This is a genomic window from Streptomyces sp. NPDC012466 (assembly GCF_042955215.1).
In the GTDB taxonomy this organism is placed as follows: Bacteria; Actinomycetota; Actinomycetes; order Streptomycetales; family Streptomycetaceae; genus Streptomyces.
In genome coordinates this window covers 47,400-60,852 of record NZ_JBIBEQ010000008.1, presented here as the reverse complement: position 1 = coordinate 60,852, position 13,453 = coordinate 47,400, and the positions used below count along the sequence as shown (strand labels likewise).

Genomic DNA, 13,453 nt, shown 5'->3' with positions numbered 1-13,453 from the left:
ACTCCCGTCGATCACTAGCCCTTCTTCGGGCGCGGGGTCGGCGGCGACAGCAGCAGCTTGGTCGCCCCGGAGGACAGAGCAAGTGCTGCGCACTCACGGCTGTCGCGGTAGACGCCGTCGAGTTCCGCCGGGTCGAGTGCCGCCTCGATGTCGACGCTCGGCACACCGGTCAGTTCTTCGATGACCTTTTCCTTGGAAGGCATAGCACCATCTCCCTGAGTGAAGCGAAGTACCTTCACCTTCCGGATCACCGGAATCGGACAAAGCATGCCAACTTTCTCAGAATTCACTTAAATAACATCTTCAACATCTCAGGCTGAGGGATGGAGCCGTGGGGGATGGCGCCGCGGCGCCGGAAGTCCTCCAGCGCCTCCAGGACGGGCACGGGCGAGTGGTCCGTGGTTCCTCCCGGGTCCTCTGCCCCGGCCGAAACGCGGCGGTGTCGCGGCGGCGGGCGGAGAAACCCGGGGCGGGAACGCCGCGGAACCGCCGGTGGGGCCCGCACCGCACCGCCGGCCGACGTCGAGGAGACCCCGTGACCCTTGAGCGTGACGCCGTGCACCAGGCCATCCATGAGGAGGTGGCGGCCCGGGCCGACGCACTGTGGGGTGTGGCCCGGCGCCTGCACTCCGACCCCGAGTACGCCTTCGCCGAACACCGGGCGGCGAGCCTGCTGTCGGGCGAGCTGGAACGCGCCGGTTTCGCCGTGGAGCGGGGCGTGGCGGGGATGCCGACGGCGTTCACCGCGCGCTCGGGCCGGGGCCGGCCCGCCGTGGCGCTGCTGATGGAGTACGACGCCCTGCCCGGTCTCGGACACGCGTGCGGCCACAACCTCATCGCGGCGGCCGGACTGGGCGCCGCACTGGCCGTTGCCGCCCCCCTGCCCCAGGCGTCCGACGGGACGGTGCTGGCGGTCGGCACGCCCGCCGAGGAGGGCGGCGGCGGCAAGGCCGTCGAGGTGGAGGCCGGCGTCTTCGACGACGTCGACGCGGCGCTGATGTTCCACCCGGGGGTGTACAGCTGGACGCGGGCACCGCTGACCGCGCAGGTGCAGTACCGGGTGGCCTTCCGCGGGCGGGCCGCCCACCCCACGGGCAATCCGGCCGAGGGGGTCGACGCGCTGGCGGCGCTCGTGGAGCTGTTCAACGTGCTGGCCGTGCTGGGGCGCCGGCTGCCGGAGGGCTCGCACGTGCAGGGCATCGTCACGCACGGCGGTACGGCGACGAACATCGTCCCGGAGTACGCCGAGGGCCTCTTCGGCCTGCGCGCGGCCACCACGGCGGCGCTGGAGGACCTGGCGGAGCGGCTGCGGGTGTGCGCCGACGGGGTGGCCCGGGCCACCGGCACCACGGCCGAGGTGGAGCGGGCCACCGTCCGCTACGAGCACTTCCGGGACAGCGAGGTGCTGTCCGAGCGGTTCGCCGCGCACCTGGCCCGGGCCGGTATCCCGCTGTCACCGCCCACGCCCGGCGTGTACCTCGGATCGTCCGACATCGGCAACGTCAGCACGCGGGTGCCCGCCATCCATCCGTTCGTGGCCATCACGGGCGAGGACGGCTCCGACCACACTCCGGAGTTCGCCGAGGCGGCCGCCTCTCCCCGGGCCCGCGAGGTGCTGCTCGCGGCGGCCGAGGCCCTCGCGTGCACCGCCGCCGACGTCCTGTTGTCCGCAGAGCTGCGCGAGGAGGCGTGGGCGCGGCACCGGACGGGGTGAGTGGTTCGGCTCCGGCTGGGGAACCCGGCGAGCGCTGTACCCACCGACTCTCTGGAGAGGGCCATGAGTCTGTTGCGTGTGCTCGGCCGCCCCATGCTGGCCTCGATGTTCCTCACGGGCGGCATGAACTCCGTCCGCGACCCGAAACAGGTCGCCGACGCCGCCGAGCCTGTCGTCCAACCGGTCACCGAGCGCATCCCCGCGCTGCCGGACCGCACCGAGCAGATCGTGCGGCTGAGCGGCGCCGTGCAGGTCGCCGCGGGGCTGATGCTCGCCACGGGGCGCATGCCGCGTCCTGCCGCCCTGGCCATCGCGGCCACGCTGGTGCCCACCACGCTGGCGGGGCACCGTTTCTGGGAGGCGGAGGACCCCGAGGAGCGGGCACAGCAGCGCATCCACTTCCTCAAGAACCTGTCCATGCTGGGCGGACTGCTGATCGCCGCCGATGACACCGGCGCCCGCCCCTCCGTGGTGTGGCGCGGCACCCACGCCGCCCGCGGTCTGCGGCGCGACGCGGGTCTGGTGCGCCGCTCCGTCCGCGCCACCGCCCGCCCGGCCGCGGCGGCCGGACGCGTCCGGGCCAAGCTGCCCGCCTGAGCCGTCGGCACGGCCGCGGCGGGACCGCGCGTTATCCCCCTGAGGCCGGGGGGACCCGAGCTCTGGAGGTGAAGGACATGGGACACGGAGGAAACGTCATCGACGAGCTGGTGAGCGATCACCGCGAGGTCGAGGAGATGTTCGGCAGGATCGAGGCGCTGCCGTCCGGCCACCAGGACCGCAAGGTGTACGCCGACCAGGTCACGATGGAGCTCGTGCGGCACTCGGTGGCCGAGGAGGCCTACCTCTACCCGGCCGTACGGGAGCACGTGGCGGGCGGGGACACCCTCGCCGACCAGGAACTCAAGGACCATGCCACGGCCGAGCAGATCATGAAGGATCTGGAGGGCTGTGACGCGGGCGACGCCGACTTCGACCGGCTGATGGGCATGCTGATGAGCGAGATCCGCTCGCACATCGCCGACGAGGAGGGCAACCTCTTCCCGCGTCTGCGGCAGGCCTGTCCGATGGACACGCTCAACGAGCTGGGCGACAAGGTGCGCAAGGCGAAGAAGACCGCCCCGACCCGGCCGCACCCGGCCGCCCCCGACAAGCCTCCGGCGAACAAGCTCCTGGCTCCGGGCGCCGGCATGGTGGACCGGCTGCGCGACGCGCTGAGCGGCCGCGGCAAGTTCGAGTAGGCACCCACCGCGCTGAGCGGGGCCCGTCGCCGAGGCGACGGGCCCCGCTTTCGTGTGCGTGTGATCAAACGCACTGTGGCCTCAAGGCCCTTGCCCGGCAGGACGTTTGGAAGGCGCGGGACGGCGGATCAAGGTGCGGTGGAACCGCTTCTCCGGTCCCCTCTGCCACGATGGTCGGCGCCGTACCCGTCGAGGGGATCCACCGCGCAGCGCCGCCGGTGCGAGTCGCTCCCTCGTCCTCCTTCTGCTGAGTCCTCCGACTCGTCTTCGAGTACCGCACTGTGTCTTCCTCTCCCTCACCCTCCCCTGCCCTGCCCGCCTCCCGCTCACCGTGGCGGTCGCTGCGGTACCGCAGCATGCGCTGGTGGTCCGTCGCGAACTTCGTGTCGAACGCCGGTACGTGGATGCAGCTCACGGTGCAGAACCTGCTGGTCCTGCAGATCACCGGGTCCGCCGCCGCGACGGGGCTGTCCATGTCCGTGCAGGCCGCTCCGGCGCTGCTGATCAGCGTGCTGGGCGGGGCCGCCGTCGACCGGTGGCCCCGCAAGCTCACGGCAGCCGTGAGCCAGGCGGTGCTCGGTGCGATCGCCTTCACCACGGCCGTCCTCGTGGCGCTGGACCGGATCGACATGACCTCGCTGATGGTGCTGGCCGCCGTCACGGGCGTCGTCGCGACCGTCGACAACCCGGCGTGCGCCCTGCTGGGCAACGACCTCGTGCCGGCGGAGGACGTGCCCTCGGCCATCGGGGTCGGGGCGCTGGTGCACCAGGCGGGCCGGCTGGTGGGAGCGGCTCTGGCCGGTGTGGCGGTCGGATTCCTCGGCACGTCGGCCGCGTACTTCGGCAACGGGCTGTCGTTCCTGTTCGTGGCCGCGGTCATCCCGTTCCTGCGCCCGGCGGCCGGCGCGGTGCGTCAGGACGCCCCGGCCCCGAAGGACACCGGCCCGGCCCTGACCGTGCGCGAGGGGCTCGCCTACTTCATGCGGCGGCCGCGCCTCGTCGCGCTGGCGGGTGTGACCGGGATCAGCTCCGTGTTCGGCCGCAACTACGGGCTCACCCTGGCCGTGCTCGTCACCGGGCCGCTCGCGGGAGGTGCCGGTTCCTTCGGCACGGTGTCGACGGTGCTCGCCGTCGGCGGCATCCTCGGCGCGGTGCTCGGTGCCCGGCTGCGCCGGCCGTCCGTTCGGCTCGTGGGCGCGCTGGCGGCCGCGGGGGCGCTGCTTCAGGTGGTGGCGGGGTTGTCGCCGTCGCTGGCGGTGCTGATCGCGCTGGTGCTGCCGATGGCCGTGGTGGAGTCCGTCTCCGACACCGCCGGCACGGCCGTCCTGCAGACCGACCCGCCCCCGCATCTGCGGGGACGGGTGCTGGGTGTGTGGGGCAGCATCGGCACGGTGTGGGGCCTGGGCGGCCCGCCCGCACTGGGCCTCCTCATGGAAGTGGCCGGACCCCGCGGCGCCCTCGTCACCGGCGGGCTGCTCATCGCCGGCGCGATCGGGGCGGGCGCCCTGCTGCGGCAGCGCCGGGCCGCGGCACCGGTGATGCTCCGCACGGAGGAGCACGACGTGCCGGGCCGGCCGGCGCTGAGCCCGGCGGCCTGAGCGGGCTCCGTACGAGGGCAGCCCTCGACACGCGGTCCGCGCGGCCCCGTCCCCATGCGGCCCTCTACGGCCGCAGCGCCTCCTCGGCCGCCTTGGCCGCTCTGCGGGCCAGCAGGGTCGTGGAGCGGCCGTCGAGGTAGGGCAGGACCACGGCCTGACCGCCCCAGGTACGGAGCACCTCCGCCTCGGGCAGGTCCTGGACGGAATAGTCGCCGCCCTTGACCCAGACGTCCGGCCGCAGCCGGGCCAGTACCGCCTCGGGGGTGTCCTCCTCGAAGACCACGACGGCGTCGACGCTGCCGAGCGCGGCCAGGACGCGGGCGCGGTCCGCCGCCGGGTTGAGCGGGCGGCCCGGGCCCTTGCGGCGGGTGACGGACGCGTCGGAGTTCAGGCACACGATGAGGCAGTCGCCGATGCGCCGGGCGCTCTCCAGCAGGCCGACGTGACCGGCGTGCACCAGGTCGAAGCAGCCGCCCGTGGCGACGACGGTGCCACCGCCGGCCCGGACCCTCTCGGCGAGGCCGAACGCGTCGGTCGCGGGGTCGTCCTCGGCGCCGGGCACCGGCTCGGTCCGCCACAGGTCGGGGTTGCCCGCGCCGCCCGCCGCGACGAACGAGGCCGCCTCGGCGACCGCCCGCTGCAGCGCCTCCTCGGGGAGCAGTCCGTCGGCGAGGGCCGCCGCCGCCGTGGCGGCGAAGCAGTCACCCGCGCCGCAGGGATCCCCGACGGCCCGGTAGGGCACGGGTACGAGCATCGGGGTGCCTGAACCCGGCCGGGCCAGCAGCACCCCGCGCTCACCGAGGGTGACGGCGACACCGGCGGCCCGCCAGCGCTCGGCCAGTCGTGCCCCGCGTTCGGCGTAGGCGCCCAGGGTGGTCTCTCCTGAGCCGGGGTGCAGGGCCCGTGCCTCCGCCGCGTTGGGGGTGACGAGGCGGGCTCCGGGCACGGGCGGGTCGCCCTCGGGGTGCGGGTCCCACACCAGCGGGGTGCGGCGGGCGGCCTCCTCCAGGAGCGGCCGCAGGGCGCCCGCGGTGTGCCGGCCGTAGTCGGCGACCAGGACGGCGTGCGCGCCGGCCAGCGCTTCACGGACCGCGTCGCCGGGTTCTCCGGGGGTGCCGCCGCCACGGTCGATGCGGACGACGGGCCGGCCGCCCGCGATGACGCGGGTCTTGACCGGCAGGGTGCCGTTCAGCGGGATCTCCAGCAGCCGGACCCGGCCGCGCAGGTCGTGCCGTACCGCCTCGCTGGCCTCGTCGTCGCCGAGCGCGGTCACCAGGACGACGTCCCGGCCGCCGCGGGCGGCGAGGGCGGCGGCCAGGCCGGCACCGCCCGGGTGGCGGCGGTCGCCGGTGACGTCGACGACGGGGGCGGGGGCGTCCGGGGAGAGCCGGGTGGAGACGCCTTCGATGTCCTCGTCGAGGAGGACGTCCCCGACGACGGCCAGGGGGTGCGGCCCGGTCATGACGTGCTCCCGTGGGTGAGGACGGCGCGCCGGGCGAGGGGCGTGGCCACGGCCGTGTCGAAGCACTCGCAGAGCAGATGGACGGCGACGAGGTGCGTCTCCTGGACGTTCGCGGTGCTGCCGGCGTCGATGCACAGGGCTTCGTGCGCGGCTTCCGCGAGGGGGTTGGGGCCGCGCCCGGTCAGGGCCCACACCCGCAGTCCCGCCTGCCGGGCGGTCACGGCGGCGGCGATGAGGTTGGGGCTGCGGCCGGAGGTGGAGAGCACCATCAGGACGTCCCCGGGACGGCCGTGGGCGGTGACCTGGCGGGCGTAGACGTGGTCGAAGCCGTAGTCGTTGCCGATGGCGGTCATGCTGGAGGTCTCGGCGTGCAGGGCGAGCGCGGAGTAGGCGCGGCGTTCCCGGCGGTAGCGGCCCACCAGCTCGGCGGTGAGGTGCTGTGCCTGGGCGGCGCTGCCGCCGTTGCCCGCGGCGAGCAGCCGGCCGCCGCCGGTGAGGACGTCGGCGAGCCGGCCGCCCCAGTCCGCGACCCGGTCCAGGCCGTTGTCGCGGAACCGTGCGAGGGCTTCCTCCAGAGAGCGGCAGTGCAGTCGCGCGGCTTCCAGGGCGTGGTGCGTGGAGGGTTCGCTCATGTCGGTCGGGCGTACCGCCGTCGGTGACGGCGGCGAACCCACACCTCCTTCGGACGTCGGACGTCGGCTGCTGTCGGCTGTCGTCGGGGCGGGGCGGTCAGCCGGCGCCGGTCGCGGCGGTTTCGGTGTCGAGGACCTCGCAGTAGGCGGCCTCGGTGGCCGCGGCGACCTGGCCCCATCCGTACCGGCTGAGGACCCGGCGGCGGCCGGCCGACCCGCAGGCCGCGCGGGCCTGCGGGTCGGCGAGCAGCCCGGCGACGGCGCGGGCCAGGGCCGCCGGATCACGGGGCGGCACCAGCCGTCCGGTGCCGGGGTCGGCGACGGTGTCGAGCTGCCCGCCGACCGCGCTGGCCACCACGGGCACGCCGCAGGCCATGGCCTCCAGCGGGACGATGCCGAAGGGTTCGTAGTCGGCGGGGCACACCACCACGTCGGCGGAGCGCAGCAGCGCCGGCACCTCCTCGCTCGGCAGGGCACCGGTGAAGCGGACCCGGTCGGCGACACCGGCGTCCCGGGCGATGCCGCGCAGCCGTCGCACCTCCGGGTCGCCGTCGAGCCGGTCGGCGGGCGGCCCGCCGACCACGACCAGCTCGGTCCGGGGCAGCCGGGCCAGGGCGGCGATGGTCACCGCGGCGCCCTTGCGGGGTACCAGCCGGCCCAGCTGGAGGATCCGGTGCGGGTACGGTCCGCGCGGCGCGGCCGGGCCCTTCGGTGTGAACCGGTCGGGGTCGACGCCGCACGGCACGATGCCCACCTGGTGCGGGGGGATGCCCATGCGGGCCAGTTCGTGGGCTTCGTCCCGGCAGGTGGCGATGACGCGGTCGCAGCCCAGCCCGACCTCGATCTCGCCCGGGATCCGCTCCGGCGGGCTGGTGTCGGCGAGCCGCTGGTGGCGCCGCTTCACCGTGCCGAGGGCGTGATACGTGTGCAGCAGGGGCAGGCCGTGCTCGCGGGTGGCGCGCAGCGCGGCCAGGCCCGACATCCAGTAGTGGGAGTGCACGAGGTCGGGGGCCCGGGTGCGCCAGCTGCGGACGAGGTGGCGGCCGAACTCGTCCATGTGCGGCAGGAGCGCGTCCTTGGGGAGCGGTTCGGCCGGCCCGGCGGGCACGTGGTGCACCTCCACACCGTCGCGCAGCTCCACCCGGACGGGCAGGTCGGGCGCGTCGCGGCGGGTGTAGACGGTGACGCGGTGCCCCCGGTCGGCGAGTGCCCCGGCGAGGCAGGCGACATGGACGTTCTGTCCGCCGGCGTCGACGCCGCCGAGGGCGGCAAGGGGACTGGCGTGCTCGGAGACCAGCGCGATCGCGAGGACGCCCGGATCGCGCGGGTCCCCGCCGAGCGGTCCGGCGGGGAAGGGGCTGAGGGACGGCGTCATGAGCACACCTCCGTGAGCAGGCGCTCCCAGTCGGTCAGGAAGCGCTTGAGCCCGTAGCGTTCGAGTGCCGCCTGGCGGGCGCGGGCTCCGTCCGCGGCCGCCGCCTCGGGTTCGTGGAGGTAGCGGCGGGCGGCGCTGGCCAGGACGTCCAGGCGGGTGGAGAGGGCGCCCGCGCCGGGCGGGACGGCCTCCACCGCCTCGGTGGTGGCGAGCGCCAGGACGGGCATGCCCAGGTGCATGGCCTCCAGCAGCGACAGGCCGAGGGAGGTCCAGCGCACCGGGTGCAGGTACATGCGGCGTTCGGCCAGGGCGGTGTGCAGCTCGCTCTGCGGGAGGTCGGCGGTGCGGCAGCGGCCGGGGGCCAGGCCGAGATGTCCGGCCAGCCCTTCGGTGCCCATGCCGAACACGTCGAGCGGGGCGGCCTCGGCGAGGGCGGGCAGCAGGTCCGTTCCGGTGTACCGGGCGCGCCGCGCGGGTTCGTTGACCACGACGGCGGCACGGGCGAGCCGGCCGCTGTAGCGGTGACCCGGGTCGACGATGCCGTGTTCGATCACCTCGGTACGGGTGGTTCCGCTGTCCCAGAAGAGCCGGTTGAAGTGCGTGACGTGCACGAGCGTCAGGTCGTCGCGGTCGGCGCACGGATGCCGGGTGTCGGGCACGTCCCCGTCGGGCGCGTTGTGCTCCAGGTACACCGCGGGCACGTCCCGGCCGGGGCGCCGCCCGCCGAGCCAGCGTCCGGCCAGTGCCGCCTCGTGCGGCCGCTGGAGAAGGACCAGGTCGACTGGCGTGTCGCGGAGTTCCTCGGGGGTGATCTCGCGTACCGACGCGGGCCAGGTGAAGGTGCGGGCCCGTCCGAGGCCGTCCGGGCCGCGGTCGGGGGTGACGGGGACGAGGTAGGTGTGCGGGCCCTGGACGAAGGCGGTCGTCCAGGAGCCGTGCACGTGCCACAGCAGGATGTTCATACGGCCGCTCCTCGTTCGGTCTGTTCTCCCCGGTCCGCCGAGTGGTCCGTGAAGGCCGCCACGGCGTCGAGCACCTCGTCGTCGCCGACGCCGTCGAGGCAGGGGTGTCCGGGCACCGGGCAGTGCCGTGCCCTGGTCCCCGCGCACGCCGCCCGCGGGTCGCCGAGCAGGATGTGCGGTACGCCGTAGGGGGCCCACCGCTCGGCCGGCACGACCGGCGCGAAGAGGCTGACGACGGGTGTTCCGACAGCCGCGGCGAGGTGTGCCGGGCCGGTGTTCCCGGCGATCAGGGCCCGGGCTCCGGCCAGGACTCCGGCCAGTTGCGGCAGGTCGGTGGCGCCGCCGAGGTCCAGGGCGTGCCGTCCGGCGACCCGTGCGGTCAGTTCGCGCTCGGCGCGCCCGCCCGTGACGACCACGCGGTGGCCCGCCGCGGACAGGGCCGCGACGGCCCGTGCCGCCCGCCCCGGGGTCCACGCCCGCGCGGGCACGGCCGCGCCGGGGTGGAGGACGACGTAGGGCCCGGGGCCGGTGAGGTGGGTGGTGGCCGGAGGTGGCAGGACGCGCGGCCGGCCGTCGTCGCCGGGCGGCAGGGCGAAACCCGCGGCGGTGGCCAGGTCCAGGGCGGCCAGTACCTCGTGCCGGTGCGGCAGCCGGCGGTGCCTGAGGTCGAGGAGCGCGCCGGGGTAGTCCTCGCTGTCGGCCGCGGTCCAGCCGATCCCGGCGAGCTTCAGCAGCAGGGCGATCGGCAGCGGGCTCTGGTGGTACGACACCAGCACCAGCGCCCGGTCGAAGCGGCCCGCGGTGAGCGTGCGCATCAGCTGCCGGGTGGCCGCCCGCGTGACCGGCGGCGGATCCAGCCCGACCCAGGGGGCGTCGTGGGTCAGCACGTCGTCGACGCCGGGCAGCATCCGCCCGGCCGCGGCGCCCTGGGGGCCGCAGAGCAGCGCGGTGTAGGAGGACCCGGCGGCCACGGCCCGGACGGCGGGCCCGGCCAGCAGCACGTCTCCGGAGCTGTCGAGGCGGACCACGAGGGTGCGGGGAAGGCGGGCACGGGACGGCAGGGGGCTCATGGCGCCTCCCCCGTCGGTACGGCCGAGTCCAGCGCGAGACGTACGGCCTGCGGCAGGTCCGCCGCCGTGGTGTCGGCCGCCACGACCTCCTCGGCCCGGGTGACGTCCGTGGGCACCAGCACCCCGCGGGCGCCGGCCGCCCGGGCGGCTGCCATGTCCGCTCCGATGTCGCCGATCACCACGGTGCGTCCGGGCGCGACGGCGAGCCGGCGGCACGCCGCCAGGACCAGGCCGGGTGCCGGCTTGCGGCAGCCGCAGCCCTCCCCCGGGCCGTGCGGGCACACCGCCCAGACGGCGAACGGCCCGAGCAGTTCCTCCACGCGCAGCCGCACGTCCTCCACCTCTCGGCGGGTCAGCAGGCCCCGGGCCACGCCCGACTGGTTGGTCACGACACCGACGGGCACCCCGGCGGCGCGCACGGTGTCCACGGCCTCGCGGGCGCCCGGCATGAGCACGACGCGCGAGGGGTCGCCGTTGTAGGGCACGTCGGCGACGAGCGTGCCGTCGCGGTCGAAGAGGACGGCCGCGGGCAAGGGGCTGTCCGGGTCGTGCGGGTGCTGCCGCACATCCCCGGGGAGCAGCCAGGGGCCGAGGGGTGGCGTCATGACCGCAGCCGTTCCCGGACCGCCGGGCGGGGCGCGGTCGCCGGCTCGGCGTTGCCGGACGCGGCGAGCGGCCGGGCCTTGCGGTGCGCGAGCCGCCCGCGCAGCCAGTGCCAGGTCGCGGCGGGCGGGACGAGGGCGCTGGTCACCGTCATGGTGAGGATCTCGTCGCGGGTGCGCGGTCCGGGCAGGATCCGGGCGAGGGCGAACTCGGTGGTGCCGGCCAGCCAGGTGGCGGCGCAGGCCGCGGCGGCCCGGGGCCGGCCGAGCAGGGCGCAGCCCAGCGCCGCCACCCCCGCCCCGGTCACCGCCAGGTGCAGGGGCAGACGCCCGCGGGGTGCTTCCGCCCGGCGCCACCAGTGACGGCCGTGCAGCCGGGTCATCAGCACGTCGTCGGCGTTGCCCGCCTGGAGCCGGACGGAGACCCAGCGCCCGGCGGGCCGGACGGGGTGGATGGTGGTGCGCCGGCCTCCGGTGAGCGTCCATCCCGCGTCGAGTATGCGCAGGGCCAGGTCGGCGTCCTCCCGGAAGGCCCGCCGGAACCGTTCGTCGAACCCGCCCACGGCCGTCAGCGCGGCCCTGCGGTACGCCATGTCGGCGGTGATCCAGCGGGCGCCGGCGAGTCCGGCCGTGTTGCGCTCCCAGTCCGTGGGGCGCCGGCCGGGGGGCAGGGGCACCTCGATGCGGGCGGTGATCCCGGCGGTCCGCTCGGTCGCCGCGGTCAGGTCCAGGGTCAGGTCGTCGCCCCAGGTGGGCCCGGGGACGACGTCGTCGTCGAGGAAGACGATCCAGGGCACGTCACCGGCCGCCCGCCAGCCCAGGTTGCGTGCGGCGGCGGGCCCGCGCGCCCCGCCGGGCACGACGATGGTGCGCGTGCGCAGGGAGGGCGGGACGTCGGCGGTCAGCGGCACCCCGGCCGCGTCGGACCGGTCGTCGACGAGGACCACGCGGAGGGGGCCCGGCCCGGTCGCCTCGGCGAGGGCGTGCAGGCAGGCGCCCAGGCTGGGCCGGCCGAGGGTGGGGATCACGACGGCGTACTCCGCGTCGCCCGCCGGGGCGTCGAGTGCGGTCATCGGGGGTCTCCGGCGTCGTCGTTGCGGGAGTCGGTACGGAAGAGGTCGCTGCGCCGGATCGCGTACGGGCCGATGGCCAGCAGGTCGACGGGCGAGGAACCGAAGCACTCGAGGGCGTCGCGCGGGTCGTCGACCATGGGCCGCCCGGCGGTGTTGAGGCTGGTGTTGACCACCACGGGCACCCCGGTGAGCCGCTCGAACTCGCCGAGCATCCGGGCCACGAGCGGTTCGCGGGCCGGGTCGACGGTCTGGATGCGGGCGGTGCCGTCCACGTGCACGACGGCGGGGATGCGCTCCCGCCAGGCGTGTGCCACGTCGTGCACGAACAGCATGTACGGGCTGGGCAGCGGGCCGTCGAAGAGGTCGGCCGCGCGGTCGGCGAGGACCATCGGGGCGACGGGCCGGAACTGCTCGCGGCCCTTGACGTCGTTGAGCCGTTCCAGGTTGCCCGCGTGCCCGGGGTGGGCCAGCAGGGAGCGGTGGCCGAGGGCTCGGGGACCGTACTCGGAGCGGCCCTGGAACCAGGCGACGATGTCGTTGTCCGCCAGGGCGCGGGCGACGGTGGCGGCGATGTCCGGGGGCCGTTCGAAGGGTACGGCCGCGGTCTTCAGCCAGGCCGCGAGTTCGGCGTCGGACCACTCCCGGCCGAGGTCGGCACCGGCCATGGCCTCCGGCTCGTCGCCCTCCGCGGCGGACAGCAGCAGGGCGCCGCCCAGGGCGGTTCCGGCGTCTCCCGCCGCGGGCTGCACCCAGACCCGGGAGAAGGGGCCCTCGCGGGCGATACGGGAGTTGGCGACGCAGTTGAGGGCGACGCCGCCGGCGAGGGTGAGCACCCGGTCGTGGGTCCGGCCGTGCAGCCAGCGCACCAGGTCGAGCAGGGTCTCCTCCAGCACGGCCTGGGCGGCGGCGGCGACGTCGGCGTGGTCCTGCGTCCACGGTTCGTCCGGCCCGCGGGGCGGACACAGCTCGTGCCAGGGCACGCCGGTGGCGTGGAAGCCGCCGTCGCCGGTCGGGTACACGTGGCGGCGCAGTTCGGCGAGCATGCGGGGCCTGCCGTGCGAGGCGAGGGCCATCACCTTGAACTCGTCGGAGGAGCGCAGGAAGCCGAGGTGTTCGGTGAGTTCCTCGTAGATCAGTCCGAGCGAGTGCGGCAGGTCCTGGGCGTGCAGCGCCTCCAGGCGGTCGCCGACGCGGCGGGCGGCCAGGTGGGAGGCGCGTTCGCCCCGGCCGTCGAGGACGAGGACGGAGGAGTTCCCGGCGTCCGGTGCGGCGAAGGCGCTGGAGGCGGCGTGGGCCATGTGGTGCGGCACGAAGCGGACGACGGCCGGGTCGAGGCCCGGCAGTGCGGTCCGCAGGAAGCCGGGTGCCTCGCGGGCGTAGGTCAGCCGCAGGTGGTCCCACGGGTCGTCCAGGCCCATCTCCTCGGCGGGGCGGGCGAGGGCCGGGTCGAAGGAGTAGGTGACCGCGTCGAGGTCCTGCGGGCGCAGCCCGGCCCGCTTCAGGCACCAGGCGGCGGCCCGCTCGGGCAGTTCCCAGGCGGAGAACGGCAGGGGTCTCTTGCCGTGCTTGCGGCGGGAGAACCGCTCCTCCTCGGCGGCTGCGACGGTCCGTCCGTCGATCACCAGGGCGGCGGCGGGGTCGTGGAAGAGGGCGTTGATTCCGAGAATGCGCATGGGGAGGCGGGCCTTTCGGCGGTCGAGAGCCGGACGCGGCGGTGCTGGGTGCCC

The 13,453-nt window shown here is 75.5% G+C and carries 13 protein-coding genes; 4 read left to right on the top strand and 9 right to left on the bottom strand.

Annotated elements, in window-relative coordinates; translation table 11 throughout:
- Positions 1-14: 14 nt before the first annotated feature.
- Positions 15-203, bottom strand: a complete 189-nt coding sequence (locus tag ACFY9E_RS27790) for a hypothetical protein (RefSeq protein WP_366053388.1) — start codon at positions 201-203, stop codon at positions 15-17.
- 332 nt (positions 204-535) lie between these two features.
- Between ACFY9E_RS27790 and ACFY9E_RS27785 the strand changes: the two genes are divergently transcribed.
- From ACFY9E_RS27785 to ACFY9E_RS27770, 4 genes are all read left to right on the top strand, one after another.
- Complete coding sequence (locus ACFY9E_RS27785; protein ID WP_390988501.1) at positions 536-1,714, top strand: amidohydrolase; 1,179 nt, start codon at positions 536-538, stop codon at positions 1,712-1,714.
- 63 nt (positions 1,715-1,777) lie between these two features.
- Positions 1,778-2,311 carry a DoxX family membrane protein gene (locus ACFY9E_RS27780; protein ID WP_390988500.1) on the top strand — a complete coding sequence of 178 codons (534 nt, stop codon included), beginning with the start codon at positions 1,778-1,780 and terminating at the stop codon, positions 2,309-2,311.
- 77 nt (positions 2,312-2,388) lie between these two features.
- Positions 2,389-2,952, top strand: a complete 564-nt coding sequence (locus ACFY9E_RS27775; RefSeq protein WP_390988498.1) for a hemerythrin domain-containing protein — start codon at positions 2,389-2,391, stop codon at positions 2,950-2,952.
- 311 nt (positions 2,953-3,263) lie between these two features.
- Complete coding sequence (locus ACFY9E_RS27770) at positions 3,264-4,550, top strand: MFS transporter (RefSeq protein ID WP_390989156.1); 1,287 nt, start codon at positions 3,264-3,266, stop codon at positions 4,548-4,550.
- Between the two features lie 64 nt (positions 4,551-4,614).
- Here the strand turns inward: ACFY9E_RS27770 and rfaE2 are convergent, their stop codons facing one another.
- From rfaE2 to ACFY9E_RS27730, 8 genes are all read right to left on the bottom strand, one after another.
- Complete coding sequence (rfaE2, locus tag ACFY9E_RS27765; RefSeq protein WP_390988497.1) at positions 4,615-6,012, bottom strand: D-glycero-beta-D-manno-heptose 1-phosphate adenylyltransferase; 1,398 nt, start codon at positions 6,010-6,012, stop codon at positions 4,615-4,617.
- Positions 6,009-6,644, bottom strand: a complete 636-nt coding sequence (locus ACFY9E_RS27760; protein WP_390988496.1) for an SIS domain-containing protein — start codon at positions 6,642-6,644, stop codon at positions 6,009-6,011. The genes rfaE2 and ACFY9E_RS27760 overlap by 4 nt, the downstream gene beginning before the upstream one ends.
- 97 nt (positions 6,645-6,741) lie before the next feature.
- Positions 6,742-8,019, bottom strand: coding sequence for a glycosyltransferase (locus ACFY9E_RS27755; RefSeq protein WP_390988495.1), 1,278 nt, complete (start codon positions 8,017-8,019; stop codon positions 6,742-6,744).
- Positions 8,016-8,981, bottom strand: coding sequence for a glycosyltransferase (locus ACFY9E_RS27750; RefSeq protein ID WP_390988494.1), 966 nt, complete (start codon positions 8,979-8,981; stop codon positions 8,016-8,018). Before ACFY9E_RS27750 ends, ACFY9E_RS27755 begins: the two co-directional genes overlap by 4 nt.
- Entirely contained in the window at positions 8,978-10,051 is a 1,074-nt protein-coding gene (locus tag ACFY9E_RS27745) for a glycosyltransferase family 9 protein (RefSeq protein ID WP_390988492.1), read from the bottom strand. Before ACFY9E_RS27745 ends, ACFY9E_RS27750 begins: the two co-directional genes overlap by 4 nt.
- A complete protein-coding gene (locus ACFY9E_RS27740) occupies positions 10,048-10,656 on the bottom strand; it encodes an HAD-IIIA family hydrolase (protein ID WP_390988490.1) in 609 nt (202 codons plus the stop codon). The genes ACFY9E_RS27745 and ACFY9E_RS27740 overlap by 4 nt, the downstream gene beginning before the upstream one ends.
- Positions 10,653-11,726 (bottom strand): glycosyltransferase, encoded by a 1,074-nt coding sequence (locus ACFY9E_RS27735; protein ID WP_390988488.1) that lies wholly within the window; start codon positions 11,724-11,726, stop codon positions 10,653-10,655. The genes ACFY9E_RS27740 and ACFY9E_RS27735 overlap by 4 nt, the downstream gene beginning before the upstream one ends.
- On the bottom strand, positions 11,723-13,399 hold the full coding sequence (locus ACFY9E_RS27730) for a carbamoyltransferase C-terminal domain-containing protein (RefSeq protein WP_390988486.1): 1,677 nt from the start codon (positions 13,397-13,399) through the stop codon (positions 11,723-11,725). Before ACFY9E_RS27730 ends, ACFY9E_RS27735 begins: the two co-directional genes overlap by 4 nt.
- Positions 13,400-13,453: the final 54 nt, after the last annotated feature.

Coding starts and splice junctions, on each gene's coding strand:
- ACFY9E_RS27790 (WP_366053388.1), bottom strand. CDS start 203: ATGCCTTCCAAGGAAAAGGTCATCGAAGAACTGACCGGTGTGCCGAGC.
- ACFY9E_RS27780 (WP_390988500.1), top strand. CDS start 1,778: ATGAGTCTGTTGCGTGTGCTCGGCCGCCCCATGCTGGCCTCGATGTTC.
- ACFY9E_RS27775 (WP_390988498.1), top strand. CDS start 2,389: ATGGGACACGGAGGAAACGTCATCGACGAGCTGGTGAGCGATCACCGC.
- rfaE2 (WP_390988497.1), bottom strand. CDS start 6,012: ATGACCGGGCCGCACCCCCTGGCCGTCGTCGGGGACGTCCTCCTCGAC.
- ACFY9E_RS27760 (WP_390988496.1), bottom strand. CDS start 6,644: ATGAGCGAACCCTCCACGCACCACGCCCTGGAAGCCGCGCGACTGCAC.
- ACFY9E_RS27755 (WP_390988495.1), bottom strand. CDS start 8,019: ATGACGCCGTCCCTCAGCCCCTTCCCCGCCGGACCGCTCGGCGGGGAC.
- ACFY9E_RS27750 (WP_390988494.1), bottom strand. CDS start 8,981: ATGAACATCCTGCTGTGGCACGTGCACGGCTCCTGGACGACCGCCTTC.
- ACFY9E_RS27745 (WP_390988492.1), bottom strand. CDS start 10,051: ATGAGCCCCCTGCCGTCCCGTGCCCGCCTTCCCCGCACCCTCGTGGTC.
- ACFY9E_RS27740 (WP_390988490.1), bottom strand. CDS start 10,656: ATGACGCCACCCCTCGGCCCCTGGCTGCTCCCCGGGGATGTGCGGCAG.
- ACFY9E_RS27735 (WP_390988488.1), bottom strand. CDS start 11,726: ATGACCGCACTCGACGCCCCGGCGGGCGACGCGGAGTACGCCGTCGTG.
- ACFY9E_RS27730 (WP_390988486.1), bottom strand. CDS start 13,399: ATGCGCATTCTCGGAATCAACGCCCTCTTCCACGACCCCGCCGCCGCC.